Source organism: Arthrobacter sp. SO5, assembly GCF_020532805.1.
Taxonomy (GTDB): domain Bacteria; phylum Actinomycetota; class Actinomycetes; order Actinomycetales; family Micrococcaceae; genus Arthrobacter.
In genome coordinates, this window is record NZ_MQTQ01000053.1 from 34,326 (window position 1) to 60,274 (window position 25,949).

Annotated in this window: 23 protein-coding genes; 9 read left to right on the forward strand and 14 right to left on the reverse strand. The window is 68.2% G+C overall.

Features of this window, described 5'->3' with window-relative positions:
- Nucleotides 1-287: 287 nt before the first annotated feature.
- From BJG92_RS08875 to BJG92_RS08885, 3 genes are read right to left on the reverse strand one after another with little or no spacing between them, the layout of a single operon-like run.
- Nucleotides 288-1,367: a glycosyltransferase family 2 protein gene (locus BJG92_RS08875; RefSeq protein ID WP_232083666.1), complete on the reverse strand. Its 1,080-nt coding sequence runs from the start codon at nt 1,365-1,367 to the stop codon at nt 288-290.
- Entirely contained in the window at nt 1,360-2,934 is a 1,575-nt protein-coding gene (locus tag BJG92_RS08880; protein WP_232083667.1) for a lipopolysaccharide biosynthesis protein, read from the reverse strand. The genes BJG92_RS08875 and BJG92_RS08880 overlap by 8 nt, the downstream gene beginning before the upstream one ends.
- Nucleotides 2,931-4,094: a glycosyltransferase gene (locus tag BJG92_RS08885; protein ID WP_232083668.1), complete on the reverse strand. Its 1,164-nt coding sequence runs from the start codon at nt 4,092-4,094 to the stop codon at nt 2,931-2,933. The genes BJG92_RS08880 and BJG92_RS08885 overlap by 4 nt, the downstream gene beginning before the upstream one ends.
- A 357-nt stretch (nt 4,095-4,451) precedes the next feature.
- Between BJG92_RS08885 and BJG92_RS08890 the strand changes: the two genes are divergently transcribed.
- The 4 genes from BJG92_RS08890 (at nt 4,452) to sufU (ending at nt 9,241) form a co-directional block, all read left to right on the forward strand.
- Nucleotides 4,452-5,879 (forward strand): polysaccharide biosynthesis tyrosine autokinase, encoded by a 1,428-nt coding sequence (locus BJG92_RS08890; protein ID WP_232083669.1) that lies wholly within the window; start codon nt 4,452-4,454, stop codon nt 5,877-5,879.
- Between the two features lie 60 nt (nt 5,880-5,939).
- Nucleotides 5,940-7,274, forward strand: a complete 1,335-nt coding sequence (locus BJG92_RS08895; RefSeq protein WP_232083670.1) for a hypothetical protein — start codon at nt 5,940-5,942, stop codon at nt 7,272-7,274.
- Between the two features lie 192 nt (nt 7,275-7,466).
- The gene (locus BJG92_RS08900) at nt 7,467-8,774 is read left to right on the forward strand and encodes a cysteine desulfurase (protein WP_232083671.1); all 1,308 of its coding nucleotides are present in this window, start codon (nt 7,467-7,469) and stop codon (nt 8,772-8,774) included.
- Between the two features lie 11 nt (nt 8,775-8,785).
- Complete coding sequence (sufU, locus tag BJG92_RS08905; protein ID WP_232083672.1) at nt 8,786-9,241, forward strand: Fe-S cluster assembly sulfur transfer protein SufU; 456 nt, start codon at nt 8,786-8,788, stop codon at nt 9,239-9,241.
- A 55-nt stretch (nt 9,242-9,296) separates the two neighbouring features.
- On the opposite strand, the gene BJG92_RS08910 is transcribed toward sufU, so the two are convergent.
- The 6 genes from BJG92_RS08910 to BJG92_RS08935 form a co-directional block, all read right to left on the reverse strand.
- The gene (locus tag BJG92_RS08910) at nt 9,297-10,610 is read right to left on the reverse strand and encodes a UDP-glucose/GDP-mannose dehydrogenase family protein (RefSeq protein ID WP_232083673.1); all 1,314 of its coding nucleotides are present in this window, start codon (nt 10,608-10,610) and stop codon (nt 9,297-9,299) included.
- Between the two features lie 47 nt (nt 10,611-10,657).
- Nucleotides 10,658-11,104 (reverse strand): VanZ family protein, encoded by a 447-nt coding sequence (locus tag BJG92_RS08915; RefSeq protein ID WP_232083674.1) that lies wholly within the window; start codon nt 11,102-11,104, stop codon nt 10,658-10,660.
- A 101-nt stretch (nt 11,105-11,205) separates the two neighbouring features.
- Nucleotides 11,206-12,219 (reverse strand): acyltransferase family protein, encoded by a 1,014-nt coding sequence (locus BJG92_RS08920; protein ID WP_232083675.1) that lies wholly within the window; start codon nt 12,217-12,219, stop codon nt 11,206-11,208.
- A 170-nt stretch (nt 12,220-12,389) separates the two neighbouring features.
- On the reverse strand, nt 12,390-12,611 hold the full coding sequence (locus tag BJG92_RS08925; RefSeq protein WP_232083676.1) for an SCO4848 family membrane protein: 222 nt from the start codon (nt 12,609-12,611) through the stop codon (nt 12,390-12,392).
- 3 nt (nt 12,612-12,614) lie between these two features.
- Nucleotides 12,615-13,112: a DUF2505 domain-containing protein gene (locus BJG92_RS08930; RefSeq protein ID WP_232083677.1), complete on the reverse strand. Its 498-nt coding sequence runs from the start codon at nt 13,110-13,112 to the stop codon at nt 12,615-12,617.
- 47 nt (nt 13,113-13,159) lie between these two features.
- Complete coding sequence (locus BJG92_RS08935) at nt 13,160-14,671, reverse strand: SDR family oxidoreductase (protein ID WP_232083678.1); 1,512 nt, start codon at nt 14,669-14,671, stop codon at nt 13,160-13,162.
- A 237-nt stretch (nt 14,672-14,908) separates the two neighbouring features.
- On the opposite strand from BJG92_RS08935, the gene mfd reads away from it, so the two are divergent.
- The 4 genes from mfd to BJG92_RS08955 all read left to right on the forward strand — a co-directional run bounded on the left by mfd (nt 14,909) and on the right by BJG92_RS08955 (nt 20,373).
- Nucleotides 14,909-18,541 (forward strand): transcription-repair coupling factor, encoded by a 3,633-nt coding sequence (gene mfd, locus BJG92_RS08940; protein WP_232083679.1) that lies wholly within the window; start codon nt 14,909-14,911, stop codon nt 18,539-18,541.
- A gap of 3 nt (nt 18,542-18,544) precedes the next feature.
- A complete protein-coding gene (locus tag BJG92_RS08945; RefSeq protein ID WP_232083680.1) occupies nt 18,545-19,378 on the forward strand; it encodes a metal-dependent hydrolase in 834 nt (277 codons plus the stop codon).
- An 81-nt stretch (nt 19,379-19,459) separates the two neighbouring features.
- A complete protein-coding gene (locus BJG92_RS08950) occupies nt 19,460-19,855 on the forward strand; it encodes a VOC family protein (protein ID WP_232083681.1) in 396 nt (131 codons plus the stop codon).
- Between the two features lie 17 nt (nt 19,856-19,872).
- Nucleotides 19,873-20,373, forward strand: a complete 501-nt coding sequence (locus BJG92_RS08955) for a TspO/MBR family protein (protein ID WP_232083682.1) — start codon at nt 19,873-19,875, stop codon at nt 20,371-20,373.
- A 42-nt stretch (nt 20,374-20,415) separates the two neighbouring features.
- On the opposite strand, the gene BJG92_RS08960 is transcribed toward BJG92_RS08955, so the two are convergent.
- The 4 genes from BJG92_RS08960 to BJG92_RS08975 form a co-directional block, all read right to left on the reverse strand.
- Nucleotides 20,416-20,646 (reverse strand): hypothetical protein, encoded by a 231-nt coding sequence (locus BJG92_RS08960; protein ID WP_232083683.1) that lies wholly within the window; start codon nt 20,644-20,646, stop codon nt 20,416-20,418.
- Nucleotides 20,647-20,699: 53 nt separating this feature from the next.
- Nucleotides 20,700-21,416 carry a deoxyribose-phosphate aldolase gene (gene deoC, locus BJG92_RS08965; RefSeq protein WP_232083684.1) on the reverse strand — a complete coding sequence of 239 codons (717 nt, stop codon included), beginning with the start codon at nt 21,414-21,416 and terminating at the stop codon, nt 20,700-20,702.
- Nucleotides 21,417-21,503: 87 nt separating this feature from the next.
- Nucleotides 21,504-22,397: an FAD-dependent oxidoreductase gene (locus BJG92_RS08970; protein WP_232083685.1), complete on the reverse strand. Its 894-nt coding sequence runs from the start codon at nt 22,395-22,397 to the stop codon at nt 21,504-21,506.
- Nucleotides 22,398-22,638: 241 nt separating this feature from the next.
- On the reverse strand, nt 22,639-24,393 hold the full coding sequence (locus tag BJG92_RS08975) for a phospho-sugar mutase (RefSeq protein ID WP_232083686.1): 1,755 nt from the start codon (nt 24,391-24,393) through the stop codon (nt 22,639-22,641).
- A gap of 209 nt (nt 24,394-24,602) precedes the next feature.
- Here BJG92_RS08975 and BJG92_RS08980 point away from each other — a divergent pair, with 209 nt between their 5' ends.
- The gene (locus BJG92_RS08980) at nt 24,603-25,085 is read left to right on the forward strand and encodes an Rrf2 family transcriptional regulator (RefSeq protein ID WP_232083687.1); all 483 of its coding nucleotides are present in this window, start codon (nt 24,603-24,605) and stop codon (nt 25,083-25,085) included.
- Between the two features lie 33 nt (nt 25,086-25,118).
- Here BJG92_RS08980 and BJG92_RS08985 read toward each other — a convergent pair whose 3' ends face one another.
- Nucleotides 25,119-25,937 carry a purine-nucleoside phosphorylase gene (locus BJG92_RS08985; protein ID WP_232083688.1) on the reverse strand — a complete coding sequence of 273 codons (819 nt, stop codon included), beginning with the start codon at nt 25,935-25,937 and terminating at the stop codon, nt 25,119-25,121.
- Nucleotides 25,938-25,949: the final 12 nt, after the last annotated feature.

Consider the following 25,949-nt stretch of genomic DNA (forward strand, 5'->3'; position numbering starts at 1 on the left):
CGGTATGTTGCATGGTGCGGTGTCAGTGCAGTACCCGGTACCTGAGACCTAGGCATGGGCGAACCCGAGGTAGGTGCAGCACTGACGTTCCGGAAGGCGTCCCCGACCCCGGCTAATGAATCATCACGCTATCCGAGGCACCAAAAGGTTGCAAATCAATAACGGCAGGATATGCAACATTGCACCTTGGTAACGTTTGGGCGTGTCGCAGGCGGCATGGCCGAATATTCCCCGGCAACTCAGGGATCTTCCATCCCCACGGAACGCTGACTTAACTGCTCGTAAACTTATCGCCGCCGGTACTCGCTATAGACGTATCCGAAGGCCCCTGAAGCCATGCCCAGGCCTCTCGCGGCCGTCCTCAGGCCCAACGCCTTTCGCGCTTCGGATCCGCTGGCCATGCCCGCAGCGAGCCTGGCCGCACCTCCCAGCAGGCGGAGGGATCCGGACGCGAGCGCGGCGCCCCTGGCGGCAAGCCGGACGGCTGCATTTGCGCGGAGCTCGAGACTGACCCTGGTGGCCGTGTTGCCGCTCCGCAGGGCGCGGCGCAGGACCCACCCGCGGGTGAGCCGGGACGCCGGGACGCGGTCCACCACGACGGCCTCGTCGCACCACAGCATTGTTCCTCCCCGCTGCACGAGCTGCCTGGTGAAGAGGGTGTCGGAGCCGCCGCTGAGTCCGAAACGTTCGTCGAAGCTCAACCGCAGCGCCCGGATCTGGTGCAGGTCCAGGAGCAGGTTGTTCGTGGCGGCCACGTCCAGCCGTGCGCCGGTGGGCAGCCGGCGGCGCCGGAAGAACCGGCCCGCTTCGATCCACGGCTCCGGCTCGTGTTCGTATTCACTGATGACCGGACCGACGACGGCGGCAGCGCCACTGGAGTGCTGCAGCTCCACCAGCTGCGCAAGCCAGCGCTCGGACGGCGTCTCGTCGTCGTCGATGAAGACAAGCAGTCCGCTGGGGCCGGCCTCGGCAAGGGCGCGGTTGCGCGCGGCCGCAATACCGGGCTTCGGCTCATGGACGTACCGGACGAGCCCCCTCGGCAGCGTTCCGGCGAGTTGCTCCACCACCTGTCGGGCGCTGGCGGCAGGGTCGTTGTCGATGACGAGGACGGTGACGGCTGTGCCCGTCCCTGAGCCTGGGCCTACGCCGGTGGGGTCGGCGCCGGCCTGGGCCGCCAGCCGGGGCAGCGCGAGCGCGATGTCCTCCGGCCGCCGGTAAGTCAGCACCGCAATGACTGTGCCGCCAGCCGGTAGCCCGTCCATGTCCGCTCGCTCCAACCTGTGCCCGGGTCCGCGCTCCGGCCCGGGCTCGACCCCGGGCTCGAATCCCGCCCCGGCTCCGGCGGACGTGAAGTCATATTCAGTCATTAGTGTCCTCTGTCTTCTTGCTTCGCGCCTCAGGGGGCCTGTGGGTGTGCTGCAAGCGTTGCCGCGTGCCCGTCCGGCCGAACAATGCCAGCGCTTGGGCAACATAGCCGGACAGCATCCGGCGGTGGAAGAGCCAGAGTGCGGCGAGCGTCAGGGCCACGAAGATGGCCAGGCCGCCGAGCAGCTGCCATACGCCGTGGACACCGGTGAGCGACCACGCCCAGTAGCCCGCAGCGCCCCACAGCGCCGAGTGGACGGCGGGAAGAATTGATAGCAGCTGCGAGGCCGCCGTGACACCGGTCAGCCGGGTCTGGATCCGCAGCAGCACCGGAGTGAGCACAAAGCCGGCGCCCGCGTAGCCCACAGCGACGCCGAAAACGCCGAATTGGAGCCCGATCACGATGCCGCCGACCTGCACCACGGCGGCCAGGATTTCATAACGGATGATGAGTGAACTCTGGCCCAGGCCTTTCATCAGGGACGGCGTCACGTAGAAGACGGTCTCACGGGCACCGCCGACGGCGAGGACGCTGACCAGGGCGGCGGCTGGCAGCCATTCCGGGCCAAGGACCAGGTTCACGAGTTCGGGGGCGGCACAGGCCACGAAGGTCATCAGGGGAATGGCAGAAATTGCAAGGATCCGGGTTGCGGCGGTCAGGTTCCCGGCCACAAGATCGCGCCGGTCCGCGGACCGGGCAAAAGCCGGGAACATGACCCGGTTGACTGTCTGGCCGATCAGTTGCACGGGAACGACCAGGATGCGGTAGGCCATCCCGTAGAGGGAAAGCGCCGAGACGCCAAGCACGCGGCCCACCAGGATGTTGTCCACATTCCGGGAGAAATAGGCCAGGAAATCCGTCGCGAAAACGCTGATGCTGAACTTGAACAGCGGCACGACGGCGCGGAAGCCGAAGTTTGGCAGGGGGCCCCGGCTCGCCGCGAGCAGCATGGCGCTGCACACGAGATCGGTAGCTACCACCTGGTACACCATGGACCAGGGGCCGGCGCCGGCCAGGGCCGCGCCGATTCCCGCGGCGCTGCCGGCTGCGGCCGCTGCAATGTCTGCAGCGCCCACTCTGTGCAGTTGCATCTCGCGGGACAACATGGCCCGCGGCGTAATCGCGAGGGCCTTCAGCGGGATGGCGAAGGCCAGCACCCGAAGGATGGGCTCCAGTTCGTCAACCCGGAAGAAATCAGACACCCACGGTGCCGCAAACCAGGTGACAGCCGCGAGCAGGGCGGCCACCAGCAGGTTCAGCGTGGCGGTGGCGCCGGCCATGCGGCGGGTCACGTCCGCGCGCTGGATGAGTGCGGCGGAGAGGCCCTGATCGAGCAGCAGCGCCACAAGGCTGATGTAGACGGTGGCGGCAGCAATGACGCCGTAGCTCTGCGGCCCCAGGATCCGGGCGAGCACCACGGCGCAGACAATCTGGAATCCCTGCCGCGCCAGGACGGCCCCGAAGCTCCAGCGGACGCTCCGGGCAGTCTTCCGCTGCATCCCGCCGGAGGCCTCCCCTGCGGGTTGCGAGGTGGCCCCGCCGGTGCGGCCGGCGGTGTCCCCCTTCACCTCGGGCCGCCTGCAGCCTCGGCCAGGTGTCCGGCGATCAGCTTGCCGTAGAACTCCGGGCTGTGCCGGTGCTCCGCCGCAGCCGCGTCCAGCCGGGCCATGGCCCGAAAGTCCTGCCACTGGTCCGAGACGCGTGCCAGTGCCGCCGCGAGCCCGGCAGCGTCCCCGGGCTCGACGAATTGAGCCGAGCGATAGCCGGCGGCAGCCTCGCGGAGCCCCGAGGTGTTGCTCACCACCACGGGCCGGGACGCCAGCACGGCCTCTACCGCCGTGTTGCCGAACGGCTCATCGAGCCGCGACGGCACCACCAACACGTCTGAATCTGCAAGGAAGGGCCAGACATTGTCTTGGAAGCCGTGGAACGTCACGCGTCCCTCCGCCGCGTTGTCCGCCACCTGCTCGCGGAGTCCGGCTTCGTAGTCCTCGTAGCCGGGGAACACCGCGCCCACCACGTCCAGCCGCGCTTCGACGCCGTCACGGAGCAGCCGGCGGAGCGCGTCCACGGCCACGTCCACTCCCTTGCGGTGCGAGAGCCTGCCGATGTAGAGGACGCGGAGGCCGCCGTCAAGCACCTCCCGCGGCGGCACCTGCTCGACCGGTCCGGGGACTCCGTTGTAGATAACGGTGGCACGGCCGCGCAGTGCCGGGAGAGCGGCGGCCAGGGTGTCCGCGCTGAACTGGCTGTTGGTCAGGATGCCGTTGGACAGCAAGAGGGGAAGGGCCAGGGCCGTGCGCAGGGCCCGGGAGGCGTGGGCCTCGGCTTCGTGAACATGAGTGACGACGGGAACCCCCGTCAGCCGGCCCGCGACGGTCCAGAGCGGGACCGTGATGGTGTTGGCCAGGATGACGTCCGGCCGGGCACCGCGGATCACCCCGATGCTGCGCAGCAGCCCGTCGACGGCGGCGGCGGTCAGGCGCAGCAATCCGGCGCCTGTCAACATGCTCTTCCGCAGGACGGGTGTGGGGGAGAGGATTACCCTTGCCCCGCGGCGCTGAAGTTCCGCAACGAGTGGGCCCGGCGCCGGGAGCGTTACCAGGACGCGTGCACCGGCATGAACCAGTCCCGCGATGGTTTCCAGCAGGACCCGGTCCGAGCCGTAAAGGTCGGCACTGGGATGTGCCACGAGTACCGATAACTGCTGCCCAGAATTGTTCAACATGCCCCCCTGGCTCCGAACCCGCGGCGGACAGTCACCCAGCGGCTCGGATGAGGGGGAATGCCGCCCGTGTTTTTCCCGGATTCCGCCGCTGGAACGAGTCGCTGAGACCTGTGGATCCGCTCTGGCTTAGGGCAAGACTACGGCCGACTTCGCGGTTTGGCTAGGATTTGAACCGCCCGGCCCACGGGCTTCGGGATGGCTGTGCGGCGGCGGCCCGGCCGGCGACGTCGGACTGTACTCAACACGTGTTGCGAAAAAGCTTCCGTCCGGCAGATTTGCAGTAAATAATGGGCCTTCAGGGGACCATGAAGTACCGTGCCGGTGCCGGCATGGCGTGGAAGCCGCATGGGGGTTCCTTTGGAGCTAGCAGAATACGGACGCGCGATCGTACGGGGCTGGTGGATCGTGCTCGTGTGTGTGGTGATCGGCCTTGCCGCCGCAGCCGTCGCCACGGCCCGGACGCCGGCCGCGTATCAAAGCAGCATCAAGTTCTATGTGGTCACGGCACAGGGCACGGGGCAGTCAGCCTTGCAGGCACTCGAACTCTCGCGGGGCCGCATCGCGGCCTTCGCCAGCCTCGCCAAGAGCGACAAGTTCGTCGACGGACTGGTCAGGAACAGCAATACAGGTCTTTCCGCCAAGGACATCGCCGACAGCATCAGCGCCTCGGGAGACCAGGCCACGCTCATGCTCTCCATCGTGGTGAGCCTGCCGGATCAGGCCAACACCGTGGCCGTAGCGCGGGCTGTCGCCGACAATCTCGGGGCCTCGGTCACCGAATTCGAAGCCGCTCGAACGGCGGCCGGCAGCGGCCCGACAGTACTTAACCTGGTGGCGGGCCCCACAGTGGAGACCGCGCCGGTGTCGCCCCGTGTCGGCCTGAACCTCGCGCTCGGGGCGCTCCTGGGCTTCGGCGCCGGCGTCGCGATTGCCGTCTCCCGCCGGCTGATGGATAAGACACTGCGGACTGCCGAGCAGGTCGAGGAGGCATCCGGGCTGCCCCTGCTCGCCCGCATCCCGGTCAGCCCCGATGCCCGCAAGGCGATTCGGATTTTGGAACAGCGTCCCGTCTCGCTCCTGGACGAGGCCGGGCGCAGGCTTCGAACCAACATCGATCATTTTCCCGGCATGCCGTCATCCGCCGTGGTCGCGGTCACCTCCACGCGGGTGGGGGAAGGCAAAACCAGTGTTGCGCTCATGCTCGCCCGGGCCTGGGCCGACGCCGGCGAACGGGTCCTGGTGGTGGAGGCGGATCTGCGCAACCCGCGGCTCGCGGCAGAGTTGGGCCTGGCCGACGGACCGGGCCTCGCGGATGTACTGGCAGGCCGCGCTGCACTGGGCGCCGTCATCCGGCCCACGGTGCACGAGCGGCTCCAGGTGGTCGCCGCAGGCACGGTGCCCGCCAACCCCACAGAGCTGCTGGGCAGCCGATCAGCGGGCACGGCGTTGGGGCAGATGCGGGCCAAGTACAGCCGGGTGATCATCGATACCCCGGCCATGCAGCCCTACAGCGATGCGGCACTGCTCGCGGCCGCCGCAGACTGCACCGTCCTTGTGGTGATGCACCGGCGGGTCACGCCGGAATTGCTTAAGGCCACGCTCCGGAACCTCGAACTGGTCAACACCAGGGTGGCCGGGGTAGTGCTCAACGCCTTGCCGGCCCGCCTCTCGGAAGCCTACAAACAACCGTCCGAACGGTTCCGGGCCGAGGAACAAACGACCGACTGGGCTCCCGTGGACATGCCGGCGGTACCGCCCGTCCCTCACTCCGCCCCGCGGCGGTGACGGATGCGTCGCCGCAACAGCGCCGCTGACCGAAGCCCGGCTCTAGGGTGGGGGGCCTGAATGCAGCTCGCAGCGTGGATCGTGCTCTGCCTGACGGCCGCCTTCCTGCTCCGGACCCGGGTCAGGGTGCTGATCACGTCAGTCCTCTGCCTGTGGATGCTGGTTCCGGCAGTGGGCAACTCGCTCATCACCGGCGTGGGCTCGGGCCCGTTGTCGCTGCATGCCGCATCGTGGTTGATACTGGCCATCTTCGTCGTCCGGATGCTCCATGACCCGTGGAGCATCCATGTGGCCCTGGCCCGGCATTTCTTTCTCTTCCTCACCCTCGCGTTGGTGATGGCGGCGGCTTTCCTGGCCTCCGCGACGTCGCAATCCGGCGGAGGATTTGTGCTGCTGGTGGACCAGATCGTGGTTCCGGTCGTGTTCTGCCTCATCCTGCTGGCGGAAGCGAACCGGGCCGGCGGGCTGGTGGCACTGCTCCGCACCGTGATCCTGGCGCTCGTCGCGATCGTCTGCGTCGTCGCTATCGCCCAGTGGCTCACGAACAGCTTCCTGTTCTACGAGTTCGGCTATAGCAATGTCTACTGGTTCGGCCGGGATTCGGGCCGCTGGATGGCCACCCTGGATCAACCCCTGGCCCTGTCGCTGGTCATCGCGCTGTCTGCACCGCTGGTGGCAGGCCTGAAACGCATCTGGCACCAGGCGCTGTTGCTGGCCCTCATGGTGGTCGGTGTGCTCATCACCCAGTCCCGCATGGGGCTGGCGGCGCTGGCCGTGACGGTGGCCGCGACGCTGCTCTTCGCCAAATTGCGGGTGTGGATCAAGGCGGCAATGCTCGTGGGGGCAGCCGCCGTGGCCGCCGTGATCATGGCCTCCCCGCTGGTTGCGGGGGTGGCGGCAAGGGTAGTGGACGATTCCGGTTCCGCGCAGGCCAGAAGCCTGGCGCTGGACTACTTCCTCAGCCGGTGGAGCAGCTACGCACTGGCCGGCGAGGGCATCGGTTCCAGCTACCGGCTGGCAAACCAGATCGGGCTGGAAACGAGCTTCGAGAACCCGATCCTGATGTACAGCATCGATTTCGGACTCGTCTTCGCGCTGCTCTACTTCGGGGCCATGCTTGCCGTGGTGGTCCGCAAGGGACCGGGGAACGGTTACCCGGGCCTGATGCTGGCTGGAATCATGGCCGTGATCATGCCGCAGACGTACAGTTCGCTGGCCACCAGGTCAGCGGCGGGCATCATCGTCTGGACGGTGCTGGCCATGGTGATCATCGCCGGGGACGAAGCGCAGGACCGTAAGCGGGAGCTCCGTGCCCGGCAGGAACGCGACGAGGCGTCGACCGCGGCAGCCTCGAATCCCCGCGATGCCCTGACGCCGGCCGGACCCGCGGGCTGAGCGTAGTTCTCCCGCGCAAGAATTACGACGCCGGCCCTCCCGTTGGGTTTCGGGGCGTTCCGGTCCGCGCGGGAGCTGAAAAGGACGAGTGCCGGAACGTGGGATAATTAAGATCAATCTGTGTGACGTAATAGCACCGCCCGGCCGGCGGCCCGCGTGCGTTGCAGCGAAAGCCGATCCAGGAGTCCCGCCATGGTTGCCACCCCAGCCCATCTCCTCCGCTCAGCCCAGGCGCTGGGCAACGAGGAGGTCTTGCGGATCCGCAATGACTTCCCGATCCTGCACCAGAGCGTCAATGGCAGGCCGCTGGTCTACCTGGATTCCGGGGCCACCTCGCAGAACCCCCTCAGCGTGCTCGAAGCCGAGCAGGAATTCTACGAACAGCGGAATTCGGCGGTGCACCGCGGCGCCCACCATCTGGCCGTGGAGGCCACCGAGGCTTTCGAGGACGCCCGGGAAACGGTCGCGGGCTTCATCGGGGCGGAGGCTGAGGAACTCGTCTGGACCTCGAACGCGACCGAGGGGCTGAACCTGCTGAGCTACTCCTTCCTGAATGCCTCCCTCCCCGGGGCCGCTCCGGAATCCGCCCGCTTTTCCCTCTGCGCCGGCGACGAATTAGTGGTCACGGAGATGGAGCACCACGCCAACCTGATTCCGTGGCAGCAGCTGGCCGAGCGCACCGGTGCCACGCTGAAATTCATCCCGGTCGACGACGACGGCGCCCTGGACCTGGAAGCCGCCGGCCGGATCATCGGCAGCCGGACCCGCGTCCTGGCCTTCACGCACGCCTCCAACGTCCTGGGCACCATCAATCCTGTCACCACCCTGGTGGGGCTGGCCCGCGCCGTCGGGGCCCTCGTGGTGCTCGACGCCTGCCAGTCCGCCCCGCACCTGCCACTGGACGTCAAGGCCCTCGACGTGGACTTTGCAGTCTTCTCCGGGCACAAGATGCTGGCACCCACGGGCATCGGGGGCCTGTACGGGCGCGCGGAGTTGCTCAACGCCATGCCGCCGTTCCTTACCGGCGGCTCGATGATCACCACCGTCACCATGGAGCGGGCCGGATTCCTGCCCAGCCCGCAGCGGTTCGAGGCCGGAACCCAGCGGATTTCGCAGGCCGTGGCCTTCGCAGCAGCCACCAATTACCTGAGTGAAACCGGCCTCTCCCGCATCCACGCCTGGGAATCGGAACTGGGGCAGCGGCTCGTGGAAGGGCTCGAAGCCATCCCCGGGATCAGGGTATTGGGGCCGGCCGCCGGGCAGGAGCGGATTGGACTGGCGGCGTTCGACGTGGCCGGCGTCCACGCGCACGACGTCGGACAGTTCCTGGACAGCCGCGGCATTGCCGTGCGCGTCGGTCACCACTGCGCGCAGCCCCTGCACCGCCGGCTGGGGCTGACGGCGAGCACCCGGGCGAGCACCTACCTGTACAACACCACCGACGATGTGGACGCGTTTCTCGATGCCGTCGCCGGTGTCCGCGGATACTTCCAAGCCTGAGGACGGCAGACATGAGTCTCGACCAGCTTTACCAGCAGATCATCCTGGAGCATTCCAAGGCCCGGCACGGCGCCGGACTGGCCGGAACGTCCGTTCCGGGCGGGGCAAGCAGCGGCCAGTCGCACCAGCTCAACCCGGTGTGCGGCGATGAGATCACCGTCAGGGTCTCGGTGGCCGACGGAAAGGTCAGTGAACTGCGCTGGGACGGAGACGGCTGCTCGATCTCGATGGCCTCGGCTTCCGTGCTGAGTGACCTGGCCGAGGGCATGACCGCCGAGGAACTCCGCACAGTCATTGACAGCTTCCGCGAAGTGCTGCGCTCCCGCGGAAAAGTGGCCGCTGATCCGGACGTGCTCGGCGATGCCGCCGCGTTCGAGGGTGTGGCCCGCTACGCCGCCCGGGTCAAGTGCGCCATGCTTTCCTGGGTGGCCGCCGAGGACGCGCTCGGGCAGGCTCTGGCGAACTGAAGGGCGACCCGGCGACCTGGCGACCCGGCGACCTGGCGCGCGATGCGCCGGCCGCTCAGGGCCGGCCGAGCCCCCGGTACGTCCAGCCGGCGGCCCGCCATTTTGCCGGGTCCAGGACGTTGCGTCCGTCGAGGATCCGCGGCGACGTCACGAGCGACTTGGTGCCGTGTGGATCGAGCTCGCGGTAGGCCTTCCACTCGGTCAGCAGGAGCACCGCGTCCGCCTTGTGCAGGGTAGCCTCAAGGTCCGGTTCCATCTGGAGTTCCGGGAAGCGCTTGGCGGCGTTGGTGAGGGCCTGCGGATCGGTAACCGTCACCACGGCGCCCTGGAGCTGGAGCTGGGCGGCCGCACTCAGGGCCGGTGAATCGCGAACATCGTCACTTTCCGGCTTGAAAGCCGCGCCCAGCACCGCGATCCGCTGGCCCATCAGCGAACCGCCGCACAGCTCGCGCGTCAGTTCCACCACGCGGGTCCGCCGCCGCATGTTGATGGCGTCGACCTCCCGCAGGAAGGTCAGGGCCTGGTCCGCGCCCAGCTCGCCGGCCCGAGCCATGAATGCTCGGATGTCCTTTGGCAGGCAGCCGCCGCCGAATCCGATCCCGGCGTTGAGGAATTTCCTGCCGATCCGGTCATCGAGGCCGATCGCGTCGGCCAGGCGGGTGACGTCGGCGCCGGTGGCCTCGCACACCTCGGCCATCGCGTTGATGAAGGAGATCTTGGTGGCGAGGAACGAGTTGGCGGCGGTCTTGACCAGTTCCGCCGTCGCATAGTCCGTCACGAGCCGCGGTGTGCCGCTGGCCAGGGGAATCTCGTAGAGCCGGTCCAGCACGGCGACGGCGGGATTGTCCTCGCTGCCGTCCGGCACGCCGTAGACGAACCGGTCCGGGTTGAGGGTGTCCGTCACGGCGTGGCCTTCACGAAGGAATTCCGGGTTCCAGACCAGAGTGGCGCCGGGTTCGGCTTCCGCGATGACCTCGGCGAGCCGGGCCGCGGTGCCCACCGGCACCGTGGACTTCCCTGCGATGACGTCCCCTGCCGAGACGTAGGCGGCCAAGGACTCGACGGCGGCATCCACGAAGCGCAGGTCCGCCCCGTTTTCGCCGCGTTTCTGCGGCGTCCCCACGCAGATGAAATGGATCTCCGAGCCGCGGGCGGCGGACATGTCGGTGGTGAACCGCAGCCGTCCGGATTCTTCGAGCTCGCTCAGGAGGTCATCCAGCACCGGCTCGTAGAACGGGGCATGCCCCCCGGAGAGCTGGGCCACCTTGTTCTCGTCAACATCGATGCCCACGACATCGTGCCCGAGCTTCGCCATGCACGCGGCATGCACCGCGCCCAGATATCCGCAACCAATTACCGAGATCCGCATGATTCCGACTTCCTCCCCACAGGGGTGTTCAAAAGAGCAAGATCAGCTCACAGCGTACGTGTCCGGGCGGGGTTTCGCACAGACGCGCCGCGCTCCATGACCAGCAGGATCAGCAGGCCGCCCAGGGCGGCCCCGATTGTATTGGCCAGGACATCAGCGACCGACGGATACCGGGCCGGCAGGAAGACGAACTGTGCCAGTTCGATGGCGGCGGACAGCAGCAAGCCGGCGGCCCCGCCAACCCACCAATAGCTGCGCCCCATGATCCAGACCACGAGGGCGCCCAGCGGCACAAACAGCAGGATATTTGAGGCGGCCTCCACGAAGCCATAGTCGACCCAATCGGGGATACCCCAGCGGTGGAGCCTGCGCAGCACTTTCATGAGCAGCTCGCCCCCGCCGCCGCGGTCGACCGGGGTTGGCCACAGGGTGATGAATCCCAGGATCACCACGTATCCGGCGAGCTCCCAGCTGGCGACGCGATGGGGTTGCACCGGAAACCCTTTCAGCAGAAACTGGCTTTTCCCTGATTCTAGCGCCGGGGCGCCCGATGCTTCAGGGAAGGAAACCTTGCCGTGGCGCATAGCCGCACCGATCACAACAAGTGGTGGTCTTTGTCCGGCATCAGGGCTCGCCGCGCCACGGAGTTGGGAAAACGCAGCAGCGCGAGGGCGACGGTGACCGGGAACACGCAGGCCGCAACAAACTCAACAATCTGCGGCACGCTGTCCGGGAGCAGCCAGAGGGGCACCGCGTGGAGCAGGATGATCGGGGTCCCCATCTGGACAATGCGGGAAATCGTGCGTCCGCCCTTTTCGGGCAGGGCGTTCGCCAGCGGCCGGGCCAGGGACAGCGCGGCGAGGGCGATCAGCACGGCGACGGCGATGCTCAGCACGGGGGTCCCGAAGTCGGCCGACTTCAGCGTCATCCGGGCGCTGGTCCCGGTGGCAACCAGGACGCCGCAGAGGACGATGACGGCCGCGGCGCCGGCATAGAAGCGGCCGACCGTGGGCTCGATCTTCCGGTAGGCGTACCCGGCGGCCATGAAGAGGATGGAGACGGCGCCCACATCCACGGCAAAGGGCAGGCCGCCGAGGAGCCGATCGTCAAAGATACTCGCCGCGAGCGCCAGGCCGAGGCAGCCGTAATACACCCAGCGGGGTGCGAACATGAGGATGCGGAACAAGATGGCGGCCACAAAGATCGCAGTCATGAACCAGAAGGCCGTGAACGGGCTGGTCGCCCTTTCCCCGCCCCAGAGCAGGTCCAGGGCACGTGAGCCCAGGCCGACCTCGTCCTTGGTGCCGATCAGTGTCCGGGCAAAGTACGGGACCGAGAGAATGGCAAGCCAGGCAAAGTAGGGGACAAGCAGCTTCCACGACTGGTACCGGAGATCCTGGGCCACGGACCGTTTGGCGGACCACAGGTAGCCGGAAAGGACGAAGAAGATGGCGACGTACCCGCCGATCGGGTACTGCACCCAGACGTGCCCCGCAACGACGACCAGCAGGCCGATGAGGCGAACGATATCGATCCGGACGGACCGCTTCTGTCGGGCCGAAGCTGCGTCGGCTGCCGCCGGTTGATCTGTGATCGGACGTTCTGTCATCGGAGCCCCGCAGTCCGGAGGTATGGGACGCCAAATGGCCGCTGAGACCGGCACCCTGACTGGGATACTAGCAGTGGATCCGGGACCTCACTAGAGTGTTTTCTACGTGTTTTTGCCCCGCCGGGGCGTACCCTTGCCAGCCGGCCCGGGCAGCCGGGCTGCCGGGCAGGCTAGCCGAGCAGGCCGGCTATTCCGATGGCCGCAGTCGCCGCCCCGAGCAGCATGGAGATGCCCACAATGACGAAGTGGACGGTGAGGAAGCGGGTGGCCTTCCCGCCGGTATCGCGTGATCTTGGATCCTTCATTACCCGGCGCAGGAACTGCGGCCAGACCGCCAGGGACCAGACGCCGGAGATGATCAGGACGACGGCCAGGGCTGCCGGCAGCTGCACGGGCTAGTGGCTCTCGAGCCAGGCCTGGGCCTGGCTCGACTGGATGTTCAGGGCCTTGCCGACCATCGGCTCCGCGGCCTCGGCGATTTTGCCGCCCAGGAACGGCACCGAGGAGGTGACCGTGCCGACAAGTTCGATCCGGGTGCTGCCGCCGTCGGCGACAAGGCGCTGGACGGCATTCACGTCGAGGGGAGCTCCGGCGATCTTGAGTGAGATGTTGCTTTGCCGGGATCCGTCGGCGGCCGGCGCGTCCCAGGCCTCAAGCTGGGTCACCTTGAGGCTCTCACCGAGGAACTTCCGCGCCATGTCCGGCATCCGGGTGGTCGGGATGGTGCGCACGGTGGTGGTGCTGAATGCGCCGGCCGGATCGCCGTCCACGGCAAAGGATTCGAGGGTGCCGCCGACGAGCTCGCTCGCGTGGCGCAGGAAGTCCTCGTTCACGAACACTGCGGTCACGCGGTCGACATGGTGCGGAAGGGTGGTCGAGGCACTCAGGGCCATGGGGGTCCTCCGTGGGGTGGAACTGGACGATTCGGGCTCCAAACATCCTACGGGGTGTGCCCGGCCCGCTCCGATTCGAGGTCCTGGAGCTCCCGCGCAGCGGCCGTGATATTCCGCGACATGGCGGGAAATATCACGCTGTGGAACGGCAGCACGGCGAGCCAGTACAGGCGGCCACTGAGGCCCTTGGGGAAGAAGATGGCGCGCTGGCGGTAGCGGCTGCCCGCGCCGTCGGGCTCCACGGAGAGCTCGAGCCAGGCCCGTCCAGGCGCCCGCATTTCGGCGCGCAGCCGGAGCAAATGGCCGCGGTCTATCCGCTCGACGCGCCACCAGTCCACCACTTCGCCGTCGGCCAGCAGATGCGGGTTCCGCCGGCCGCGCAGCAGCCCCGCCCCGCCGGTGAGCTTGTCCAGCCAGCCCCGCACCTGCCAGGCCAGCGGCAGCGAATACCAGCCGTTGCGGCCGCCAATGCCTTCGATGATGGTCCACACGTGTTTCGGGTCGACGTCGCTTTGGAAGCTGCGCTCGTCCAGGTTCACCGTGTGGCCGGACCAGTCCGGGTCGCTCGGCAGGGGATCGGCGTCAACGCCGGCGCTGGCCCACGTTGTTTCGACCTGGCCGTCGCGTTCCTTGCCCAAGGCGAGGGCCACGGCACTCCGGTAGGGCGTCAGGCCGCCCGCCGGCACCGGAATGTACCCGTCGATGTCACGTTCCCGGGTGACGGCGTCGTGCTGGAGCGATTCCACCAGCGGCAGTGACATGGAAAGCGGGATCGGCGTGGTCAACGCCACCCACATGCCCGCGAGCTTGGGCGCGGGAATGGGGAGCGCCAGGACCACGCGGTACGGCAGGCCTGCCTCGGCGGCATATTCCTTCATCATTCCCGCGTAGCTGAGCACCTCGCGGCAGCCGATGTCGAAGGTGCGGTTGATCGGGCCGTCCAGGCTCGCCGCGGCTACGAGATAGTACAGGACGTCCCGGACGGCGATCGCCTCGATCCTGTTGCGCACCCAGCTCGGCGCGGGCATCAGCGGGAGCGTCTCGGATAAGTGGCGGATCATTTCGAACGACGCCGAGCCGGAACCGATGACGACGCCGGCCTGGAAGACCACCGCGTCCACCGGGCTGTCCAGGAAGACTTTCCCTACCGCCTCACGGGAGCGCATGTGGGTGGACAGTTCGGCGCCGGACGGGTGCAGGCCGCCCAGGTAGACAATCCGGTCCACCCCGGCCGCGGCCGCCGCCCGGGCAGTCATCCCTGCCATCGCCTGCTCCTTGGCCTCGAAGCCGGCCCCGGCGGCCATGGAATGGACCAGGTAGTACAGGACGTCGACGCCGTCGAGCGCCTCGCGGAGGGCGTCGCCGTCGTCCAGGCTGCTCTGGATGACCTGGACGCGGTCCAGCCACGGGACTTCGGCGATTTTGGCGGGCGTTCGGACGAGGACCCGCACCGTGTGGCCAGCCTCGAGGAGCCGGGGTACCAGCCGCCCGCCGATGTAGCCGGTGGCGCCGGTGACGAGCACCGTCTTCGGATGCGCTGCCGTGGGGTTCCCGTTCATGGTTGGCTCCTCGTGATTGCCCGGAAATACGTCATTGGCCAAATAGTCATTGCCCATATAAAAGCCATTCGGAGTGGCAGCTGCCCCGGACTGCCCGGGACCTGCCTCTGGTGCCAGCTTAGTCCCGCGGGGCAGACCGTCCCCGGCTCCGCGGTAGGCTTGGACTACCCGGGATTCGCCAGAATTCCGGCTATTCGTGTTGCCTGCGTCCCCGTGATCCCTTCAGGAGCAACAGCTATGAGCCTCAACGGCCCCTCTCTCACCGGTCTGCGCCGTGTCCTTGCCGAAGACCGGAGCTACACCCGCGTCCGGGCCGAGGCCGCGCGGGGTTTCGGCGTCCGCAGCGAGGACTACCAGATCAGCGCACCGGCCGGCCTGCGCTCGGCCCTGCTCGCGGAGATGGCCGACGGCCTGGCCGTTTCAGCCGCCGACGGCGGGCCGGCGCCCGTGGTCCTGGCCGTGACGGCTACGGGCCGGGAGGCGGAGGACCTGACGGAGGCGCTGCGCGCGTTCCTGCCGGCCGAGACGATCGCCGAGTTCCCCAGCTGGGAGACCCTGCCGCACGAACGGCTTTCCCCGCGCTCGGACACAGTGGGCCGCCGACTGTCCGTGCTCCGCCGGCTGGCCCACCCTGACGCCGCCGGCGCCCTGCGCGTTGTGGTGGCCCCGGTCCGCGCGGTGGTCCAGCCGATCGTGGCTGGCCTCGGCGAACTGGTCCCCGTCACCCTGAAAGTGGGCCAGGAGATCCCGTTCAGCGACGTGGTCCGGAGCCTCGCCGACGCCGCCTACGCCCGGGTGGACATGGTGACCCGGCGCGGCGAGTTCGCCGTGCGCGGCGGCATGCTGGATGTCTTCCCGCCCACCGAGGACCACCCCATCCGGGTGGAGTTCTTCGGGGACGAGGTGGACCAGATGCGCTGGTTCGCCGTCGCCGACCAGCGCTCGCTGACCGCGCCCGGAGTGCACCATCCCGCGGAACTGCATGCCCCGCCGTGCCGCGAAATCCTGATCACGCCCTCTGTCATGTCCCGCGCCGCCACGCTGAAGTCCCAGCTGCCGGCCGCCGCGGACATGCTGGAGAAGATCGCCGGCGGCATCGCCGTCGAAGGCATGGAGTCCCTGGCCCCGGTGCTGGTGGACGCCATGGTGCCGTTCCTGGACAGCTTCCCGGCCGGCTCGATGGCTGTGGTGATTGAGCCCGAAAAGGTCCGGACCCGCGCCCACGACCTCGCCGCCACCAACGAGGAATTCCTCGAGGCCGCCTGGTCCACGGCGTCCGACGGCGGGACCGCACCCCTGGATCTGACCTCCGCTGCATCCGCGGCGTTGCACTCCGCCAGCTTCCGCTCACTCACCGACACCCGCTCGGCAGCCCTCGAACACGGCATGTCCTGGTGGTCCATCACCTCGCTGGCCACCGACGAGGAACTGCTGCCCGACATTGACGTACTCAACCTGCACGCCCGGGAACCGCGCGGCTACCAGGGCGATGTGGCCGAAATGATGGACTTCATCGGCTCCCACATCCGGGACCAGTGGCGGATCGTCGTCGTCACCGAAGGCCCCGGCCCGGCCCAGCGGCTCGCGGAGCTCTTCCACGACAACGACATCCCCTGCGCCCGGGTCGACTCCCTCGCCGACGACCCCCAAGCCGGGCTGATCGAGGTGACCACGGCCGCCGTCGGACGCGGTTTTGTCCTGGATTCGCTCAAGCTGGCACTCCTGACCGAGGCCGACCTGCTGGGCAGGACCTCCGCGGGATCCACCAAGGACATGCGCCGGATGCCGTCCAAGCGGCGGAACGCCGTCGATCCGCTGCAGCTCGTGGCCGGCGACTCCGTAGTGCACGAACAGCACGGCATCGGACGTTTCGTGGAACTGATCCAGCGCAAGGTCGCCGGTGGCGGGGACGGGGTGCGCGAGTACCTGGTCCTGGAATACGCCCCGTCCAAGCGCGGCGCCCCGGGCGACAGGCTCTTCGTGCCCACGGACCAGCTGGACCAGGTCACGCGGTACGTCGGCGGGGACACTCCCGGGCTGAGCAAGATGGGCGGCTCGGACTGGGCCAGCACCAAGTCCAAAGCGCGCCGGGCCGTCAAGGAAATCGCGGGCGAACTCATCCGGCTGTACTCTGCCCGGATGGCCTCCCGCGGCTATGCGTTCGGCCCGGACACCCCCTGGCAGCGCGAACTCGAGGAAGCCTTCCCCTACGTGGAGACCCCGGACCAGCTGACCACCATCAATGAGGTCAAGGCCGACATGGAGCGCGAGATCCCCATGGACCGGCTGATCTCCGGCGACGTCGGCTACGGCAAGACCGAGATCGCGGTCCGGGCCGCGTTCAAGGCGGTCCAGGACGGCAAGCAGGTCGCCATCCTCGTGCCGACCACCCTGCTGGCCCAGCAGCACTACGAGACGTTCACCGAACGCTTTTCCGGCTTCCCGCTCGTCGTCAAGCCGCTGTCCCGCTTCCAGGGCGCGAAGGAAACCAAGGAGACCGCGGAGGGGGTCAAGAACGGCTCGGTCGACGTCGTGATCGGCACGCACCGCCTGCTCTCCAAGGACTTCGCCTTCAAGGACCTCGGCCTCGTGGTGGTGGACGAGGAGCAACGCTTCGGCGTCGAACACAAGGAGGCGCTCAAGAAGATGCGCACCAACGTGGACGTCCTGGCCATGAGCGCCACTCCCATACCCCGGACCCTGGAGATGTCGCTGACCGGCATCCGGGAGACCTCCACGCTGGCCACCCCGCCGGAGGAACGCCACCCGGTGCTGACCTATGTGGGCCCCTACACGGACAAGCAGACGTCAGCGGCGATCCGCCGCGAACTGATGCGCGAAGGCCAGGTGTTCTTCGTCCACAACCGGGTCTCCACGATCGACCGCACAGCGGCGAAGATCCGCGAGCTGGTCCCGGAGGCCCGCGTGGAAGTGGCGCACGGACAGATGTCCGAGAGCCGGCTGGAACAGATCATCGTGGACTTCTGGGAAAAGCGCTTCGACGTGCTGGTCTGCACCACCATTATCGAGACCGGCCTGGACATCTCCAACGCCAACACCCTGATCGTGGACGGCGCCGACAAGTACGGGCTCTCCCAGCTCCACCAGCTGCGCGGACGCGTCGGCCGCGGCCGCGAACGCGCCTACGCGTACTTCCTGTATGCCGCGGAAAAGCCGCTCGGTGAGGTGGCGCTGGAACGGCTCAAGGCCGTCGCCACCCACAACGAGCTCGGCGCGGGCATGCAGCTGGCCATGAAGGACCTTGAGATCCGCGGCGCCGGCAACCTGCTCGGCGGCGAGCAGTCCGGCCACATCCAGGGCGTGGGCTTTGACCTCTACATCCGGCTGGTCGGCGAGGCCGTGGCGGAGTACCGCGGCGACGCCGAGGAGAAGGCCGCCGAAATGAAGATCGAACTGCCGGTCAACGCGCACCTGCCGCATGACTACGTGCCGGGAGAGCGGCTGCGCCTCGAGGCGTACCGGAAGCTCGCGGGCGCCATCTCCTATGAGGGGATTGACGAGGTCCTCGCCGAGCTGGTGGACCGCTATGGCGAACTGCCGCTGCCCGCGAAGAACCTGATCGACGTCGCCCGCTTCAGGGTGGGGGCCCGCGAGGCCGGGCTCAGCGACGTCGCGCTGCAGGGCAATTTCATCAAGTTCTCCCCGGCCCAGCTGCCGGAGTCCAAGCTCATGCGGCTCACCCGGATGTACCCCGGCGCGCAGTCCAAGCCCGCCCTGGACGCGGTGCTCATTCCGAAGCCCAAGACCGCCCGGATCGGCGGCCGGGACCTCCAGGACGCCGAGATCCTCGAGTGGGCCAACGGGGTCATCCGCAACATCTTCTCCGACGCGCAGCTCGCGGTGAAGTAGAGAATGATGGGAGGCCATCACGCCGCGTCGGGAGCCGCGGCGTGGGTAGCTATCGCCTCGACCGGGCCCTACGCGCTGGGCTGGTACCCGCTGGACCCCACGGGAATCGTGATCGGCGCCATGGCGACGGCGGGGACCGCGCTGGTCTGCGACTGGGACCACCGCGCCAGCACGGTGGCACACGCGCTGCCGCCGCTGTCCAACCTGGTGGCGCGCGGCATTGAGAACGTCAGCGGCGGCCACCGGCAGGGCACGCATTCGGTGCTGGGCGCGGCGTTCTTCGTGCTGCTGGCCACGATCGCCGGGCAAGTGCAGGTGCAGACCCAGTGGGGGCTGCTGTCCGTGGGGGCCGGCCTGCTGTGCATGTTCATGATCAACATCGCGGCGAAGGCCCTCAAACTGTTTCCGAAGCACGGCTGGCTCAGCAACTGGGTCTTCGCACTGCTCATGGCGGCCCTGGTGACGTGGTTCGCGCCGCACCAGTGGACCTGGCTGCCGGTCTCGATGCTCACCGGTGTGCTGGTGCACATCGCGGGGGACATGATCACCACCGGGGGAGTGCCGCTGCTCTGGCCGCTGGTGATCAAGCCGCCGAAGGCCCTGCGCAAGGTGCCGCTGCTCAAGAACGTCTGGAAAGCCAACGGCGCGTTCTCCCTCCCGCTGCTGGGCCGGGCGGGATCGCGGCGGGAATGGTTCGTCCTCATCCCGGTGAGCGGCTACGCGCTGGTGGGCATGTTCGGCGCGGGACTGGCCGTGGCCGAGACGCACTTCCCGGCCGCCCTGGCGCTGGGCACGGGGCTGGTCAGGAGCCTCTTCGCGCTGGCGGCCGCCACCTGATCCGTCGTACCCGCGGCGCTTCCGCTATCACCGGCGTCGGACATCGTTGCTTTCTGCTTGTGCGGCGGTACTGTGAGGCGCATGGAGATGCATCTTGAGGTTGTACAAGTGCCGGTGGCCGATGTCGGAGCGTCAAAGTCGTTCTATACGGAGAAGCTGGGCTTCGTCCTGGACCATGACGTGGAGCACATCCCCGGAATGAGGGTCGTTCAGCTGACACCGCCGGGTTCCGCCGCTTCGATCGTCATTGGCACGGGCATGACCGGCATGCAGCCTGGCAGTCTGGAGGGGTTGCAGCTGGTTGTCACCGATATCGTCGGGGTGCGCGCCGAACTCCTGGGCCGGGGCGCCGCAATCAGCGAGATTCAAGACCTGGGGGGAGTGCAATTTGCCTTCTTCGCCGACCCCGATGGCAACCGCTGGGTCATCCAGGGCGCGACGCCGCCCGCTCTCAGGGATGCACATCTGGACCGGTAGCGAAAAAGGGAGCAGCGATGAAACTGGTGACAGTGGTGTGGACGGCGGCTGCGACCGCCGCAACGGCGGCGGCCGGCGGAGTGGCAACGGATCCCGACGGCGCCTGGTATCGGCAGCTGCGCAAACCCCACTGGCAGCCGCCCGCCGTTGCGTTTCCCGTGGTCTGGACAGCACTTTACGCGGACCTCGCCGTGAGTTCCGCCGTCGCGCTGGACAGCAACGGTGCGCCCGACGCCGCCGGCGGCAAACGCCGACAACAGGAAATAGCCGCTTACCGGGGTGCCCTGGCGGCCAACCTCGTTCTCAACGCCTTGTGGAGCTGGCTCTTCTGGCGCGCCCGCCGGCCATGGGTGGCCGCGGCGGAGTGCGCCGTCCTGACAGCGAGCAGTGCCGACCTGGTGCGGCGGACGTACAAGCTGAACCGCAGCGCCGGCGTGGCCCTTGCCCCCTACGCCGTGTGGTGCGGATTCGCCACCGCATTGTCGACGGCAGTCGCGAAACTCAACCCCCTTAAATGACTGAAGCCCCGGACATCCGGAGCTTCAGTGTTTTGCGGAAGCCTAGTTTTCGCCGGCCGAATCCGAGCGGCCCAGAATGGTCTGCGGAATCCAGAAGGCCGCGGCGAAGAGGATCAGGCAGGCGGCCATCGGCCACGGGTTGCTGAGGGTCAGGAAGGACAGCGAGTAGAGGGAGGCCAGAAACAGGACCATCATCAGGACGAAGAGGATGATGGTGGAACCAAGCTTGTTCTCGGTCTGCGGCGTCTGGGTCTCGACGGTGTTACTGGACATTCGTTCCTCCTCGGCCCCGTGGGGCTCAAAACTGTGGCGGCTGCCGGAGCGGATCAGTACGCGGATGAACCCTGTTCACCCTTGACGATCGCAATGCCGGAGCTGGCGCCAATACGTGTTGCACCTGCAGCAATCATAGCCTGTGCATCTGCGAGCGACCGCACCCCGCCGGAGGCCTTGACGCCGAGGTCCGGGCCGACTGCGCGGCGCATCAGGGCGACGTCCCCGGCGGTGGCCCCGCCGCCGTTGAATCCGGTCGAGGTCTTCACGAAATCCGCTCCGGCCTCGACTGCGGCTTCGCAGGCCAGGACCTTCTGGGCATCGTCCAGCAACGCCGTTTCGATGATGACCTTCAGGATGGCCCCGCCGTCGTGGACGGCGTCGGCGACTGCGGCGATGTCATCGACGAGGGCGCCCCTGTCGTTCGCCCGGGCTGCGGCGATGTTGATGACCATGTCCACCTCTTCGGCGCCGTCGAGGACCGCCCCGCGGGCCTCGAAGGCCTTGACGTCGCTCGGGGTGGCGCCCTGGGGGAAGCCCACCACGGAGCACGTCAGCACGCCGGAGCCTTTGAGGGCCTTCTTGACGGTCTTGACCCAGATCGGATTGACGCAGACCGACTTGAACCGGTACTCGGCAGCCTCGGCGCAGACCCCGAGGATCTCGGCCTCGCTCGCCTCCGGCTTGAGCAGGGTGTGGTCGATGTAGGAGGCGATGTTGCTCCCGCTGCCCGACGTGGCGGGGGCAGCGGTGGAGGCTTCGTTGCTCATGGTGGTCCCTTTCCTGGCTTCTCAGGTGTCCATCTTGCCACAACTGGGGCTCCAGCCGGCGGGCCCGGGCGGTCCCTCTGGGCGGCCTTAGGCGGCCTCGGCGAGGGGTTCGGCGAGCAGGGCCTGAAGTAGCTGGGAGGCGCAGACGGACGCGGCGGAAGCGGCGGCCACCAGCAGCCCCAGCCGGACGCCGTCGAACACGGCAGCATCGCCGATGGCCCAGATCCCCGGCACGGAGGTGCGGAAGTCCTGGCCGATCACGATGCCGCCCCGGCGTTCAGTCTTGAGCCCGGCGCTCACAGCGAGGGCGTCACAGGCGATCCGTTCCTCGGCCAGCACCACAAGGTCACCGGCCATGCTTGAGCCGTCCGCGAAGACGATCCCGGCCGCCGGCAGGAGGGAGCCGGCCAGGTTCGGCACAACGGCGGTGGGGCGCAGGGTTGTGCGGATCGGCCGGACGCCGCGGGAAAGCAGCACTGCCTCCGCCTGGCCCGCGGCTGTGCCGGTTCCCACGAGGATACCGAGCGGTCGCCGGCCAAGGACGCGGGTGACGTCCCGCACGGCGTCGCCGAGTCGGCTTGCGTCATCGATCGTGGCGTAGCTCAGGCAGCGGCCTTCGCCTTCCAGCGGCGCGCCTACGGGAGAAGCTCCGGTGGCGATGACCAGTTGGTCGTAGCTGAATTCCAGGCCGTCTGCGGTGGTCACATAGCGGCTGTCCGGATCGATGTAGCTGGCCGGCTGGCCGAACCGGACGGAGACCTGCGGGAGGGCGGCCAGTTCCAGGAGCCCGGCGGGGGCGTCGTCGCGGTTGCTGAGCACCGTGATGCCGCCGGCGAAGTCGCGGTTGCTGAGCACCGTGATGCCGCCGGCGAAAGGGGTCCTGGTGAGCTGGCGGACCAGGGCCTGGGCGGCCGGACCCGCACCCGCGATGACGATCCGGGGGCGGTCCGGGGAATCGGGGGTAATGCTGGTGGCAGACATGGTGGCCTTTCGCTGGTGGCCGTGGGTGTGGCCGGTTCTGCTGATGGACCCCAGCGTAGACGTATGTTTTTTCGGGCATGTTTCCCGGGTGTTGCCGTTTTTTCGCACCCCGTTCGCCACTGTTAACGAGCCGGTAACACGGCAACGCGGGGTCACTTAGCGCCCGAAAATGACGGTTGGATGGGCGCTAAGTGACCCCGCGTTGCGGTTGGATCCGGACCAGGTACATGGAGCTCGCGCTCTAGAGTCCCAATGCCTCGCGGACGTCCGCCAGGACGCTGTCGAGCGCGGCACGGGCCTCGTGCCGCGCCGCCGGCAGTTCCGCGGCGGAACCGACGCTGCGGATGACTTCCAGGTAGCACTTGAGCTTAGGCTCCGTCCCGCTGGGGCGGATGATGATGCGGCTGAGGTCCCGCGTGAGGTACAGCAGGCCCTCGGTCGGCGGGAGGTTTTCGCTGCCTTCGGCCAGGTCGGTGACCGTCTCGACGGCGGAGCCGCCGAAGGACTCCGGCGGGCTGACGCGCAGCCGGTTCATCATGGCATCCAGCAGGCCCAGGTCCGCGACCCGGATGCTGAGCTGGTCGCTCGCGTGCAGGCCATGCACAAGGGACAGCTCATCCAGGGTGTCGAAGATCGTCTTTTCCGCGGCCTTCGCCGTTGCCGCGAATTCGGCGATCAGCACGGCCGCGGAGATCCCGTCCTTGTCCCGGACCAGGGACGGCGCGACGCAGTAGCCCAGCGCCTCCTCGTAGCCGTAAAGCAGGCCGGGGACGCGTGCGATCCATTTGAAGCCTGTGAGGGTTTCCTCGTGGGCGTAGCCCGCCGCGGCAGCGATGCGCGCGAGCAGCCGCGAGGACACGATCGAATTCGCGAAGACCCCTCCCGGAGCCTCGCCGCCGGCTGCATCTTCACCGGCTGCCAGCCGGGCCACCATGTGGGCGCCCAGCAGGGCGCCGACCTCGTCCCCGCGCAGCATCCGCCAGGCTCCGGTGTCCGGATCCTTGGCGGCCACCGCGGCGCGGTCGGCGTCGGGGTCGTTGGCGATGACGATGTCCGCGTCCACGCGGGCCGCCGTTTCGAGGGCCAGGTCCAGGGCGCCCGGTTCTTCGGGGTTCGGGAAGTTCACGGTGGGGAAGTCGGGGTCCGGCTCGGCCTGTTCGGTGACCAGCGTGACGTCGGTGAAGCCGGCTGCGTGCAGGACGGCCACCGCCGTCTCCCCGCCGACGCCGTGCATGGGGGTGAGGACAATCTTCAGCTCGCGCGCCGGGAAGTGCTCCGGAACGGCCAGGGCCGCGACGGCGGACTCGTAATCGGTGGCAATGGAGCGCTCCAGCACGGTCCACCCCTGGGTCGCGAGGGCAATGGTGTCCAGCGCGCCGACGGCGTCGATCTTGGCGGCGATCCGGGCGTCGTACGGCGCCACGATCTGCGCGCCGCGGCCACTGTCCTCGACGGCGTGCCGGCCCAGGTAGACCTTGTAGCCGTTGTCCTGCGGCGGGTTATGGCTGGCCGTGACCATCACGCCGCCGTCGCAGTCCAGGGCCCGCACCGCGTAGGCGAGCAGCGGCGTGGGGAGCGCAGCCGGCATCAGGAACGTCTCGACGCCGGCGGCGGTGAGGATGGCCGCGGTTTCCTCGGCGAAAATCTCGGAGTTGTAGCGGGCGTCATAGCCGACGACGGCGCGCGGCCGGGTGCCGGGGGCGGCGTGGCCCACGGCGTCGGTCAGGAAGGCCGTGAAGCCGGCTGCGGCGCGGCGCACCACGACGCGGTTCATCCGGTTCGGGCCCGGGCCCAGGGCAGCCCGGAGGCCGGCGGTACCAAACTGCAGGGTGCCACTGAAGCTGTCCGCCAGCTCCTGGCGGGCCGCTGCAACGCCGTCGTCCGCAAGCTGGATCAGCCCGCTGAGGGTGGCGGCGGTGGCGGGGTCCGGGTCCTGTGCGGCCCACGTGCGGGCTTCGTTCAGGAGGCGGCTGAGTTCGGCATCAGGAGACGTCATGGGTACCAAGCTAGTGCCATTTGCCGCGGAAACCTCCCCCGACAAGCGAGAGGAGCCTCACAGGTCCGCAACGCCGGGACCTGGGACGGTAGCTGCCCCGCGAGGAGGCACTTCACGGCAATGCCGAACGCCGGCATTGCCGTGAAGTGTCCCCCCGAAGGCGGCCGGGCCCTTGACACCCATTTTTCCGGACACGTAACGTCTGGAATATGAAGACGGGCCGTGGGGTGGAGTGGGCGGTGCACAGCTGCGTCAACATGGCGTGGACACCGGCAGGGGAAGCAGTCAATAGCGCCCGGCTGGCGGCGTACTACAAGCTCCCCGGCGCCTACCTGAACAAACAGCTCCAGGCGCTGGTGCACGCCGGCGTCCTGGACTCAGTTTCGGGCCCCCGCGGCGGCTTCCACCTGGCCCGCCGGCCGGAGCACATCACGGTGCTTGACGTCGTCCTGGCACTTGAGGGTCCGGAGCCGGCGTTCCGCTGTGAAGGCATCCTGGGCAATGTCCCTGATGCGGATCAGGAACAGAACTACGTCCGCACGTGCCTCATCTCGCAGACCATGCGCCAGGCCGAGCTCGCGTGGCGGCAGGCGCTGGCGCGGCAGACCATCGCCGGGATCGCCGACTCGATGGAACGCCGGTTCCCGCAGGACAGGGTAAAAGCCGTGAGCTACCTGGCCGCAGGGACCTAGGCCCCGCGGGACTGAACCCGCGGGGACCCGGCCTCAGAGCTTGGCGATGATCTCCGCGAGCAGCTTGGAGATGCGCGGACCTGCGGCTTCACCGGCTTCGAGGACTTCCTCATGGCTCAGCGGCACCGGGCTAATGCCTGCGGCGAGGTTGGTCACGAGCGAAATGCCGAAGACTTCCATGCCGGCGTGCCGGCCGGCGATGGCTTCCAGCGCCGTGGACATGCCCACCAGGGATGCGCCGATGTGCTTGGCGTACTGCACCTCGGCAGGAGTCTCGTAATGCGGTCCGGTGAACTGGGCGTACACACCCTCATCGAGGGAGGGATCGACCTCGCGGGCCAGGGCACGGATCCGTGCGGAATACAGGTCGGTGAGGTCCACGAACGTGGCGCCCTCGAGCGGGGAGGTGGCGGTGAGGTTGATGTGGTCGCTGATCAGCACGGGCGTGCCGGGGTTCCAGTCCTCGTTCAGGCCGCCACAGCCGTTGGTCAGGACCAGCGTCTTGCAGCCGGCCGCCGCGGCCGTGCGCACGCCGTGGACCACGGCGCGGACTCCCTTGCCCTCGTAGTAGTGGGTGCGGGCGCCCAGGACCAGGGCCCGCTTGCCGTCCTTGGTGAGCACGGAGCGGATGGTGCCCACGTGCCCCACCACCGAGGGGGAGGAGAATCCGGGGACCTCGTCCGCGGACAGGGTGGCGGTGGTCTGGCCGATCAGATGGGCGGCGTCGCCCCAGCCCGAACCAAGTACCAGGGCCACGTCGTGGGTATCAACCCCCGTCTCCTCGGCTATGTAGGCGGCGGCGTCGCGGGCCGCGTTGAAGGGATCCGAGTTCAGGAATTCTGTATGACTCACTGGTACAAGCTA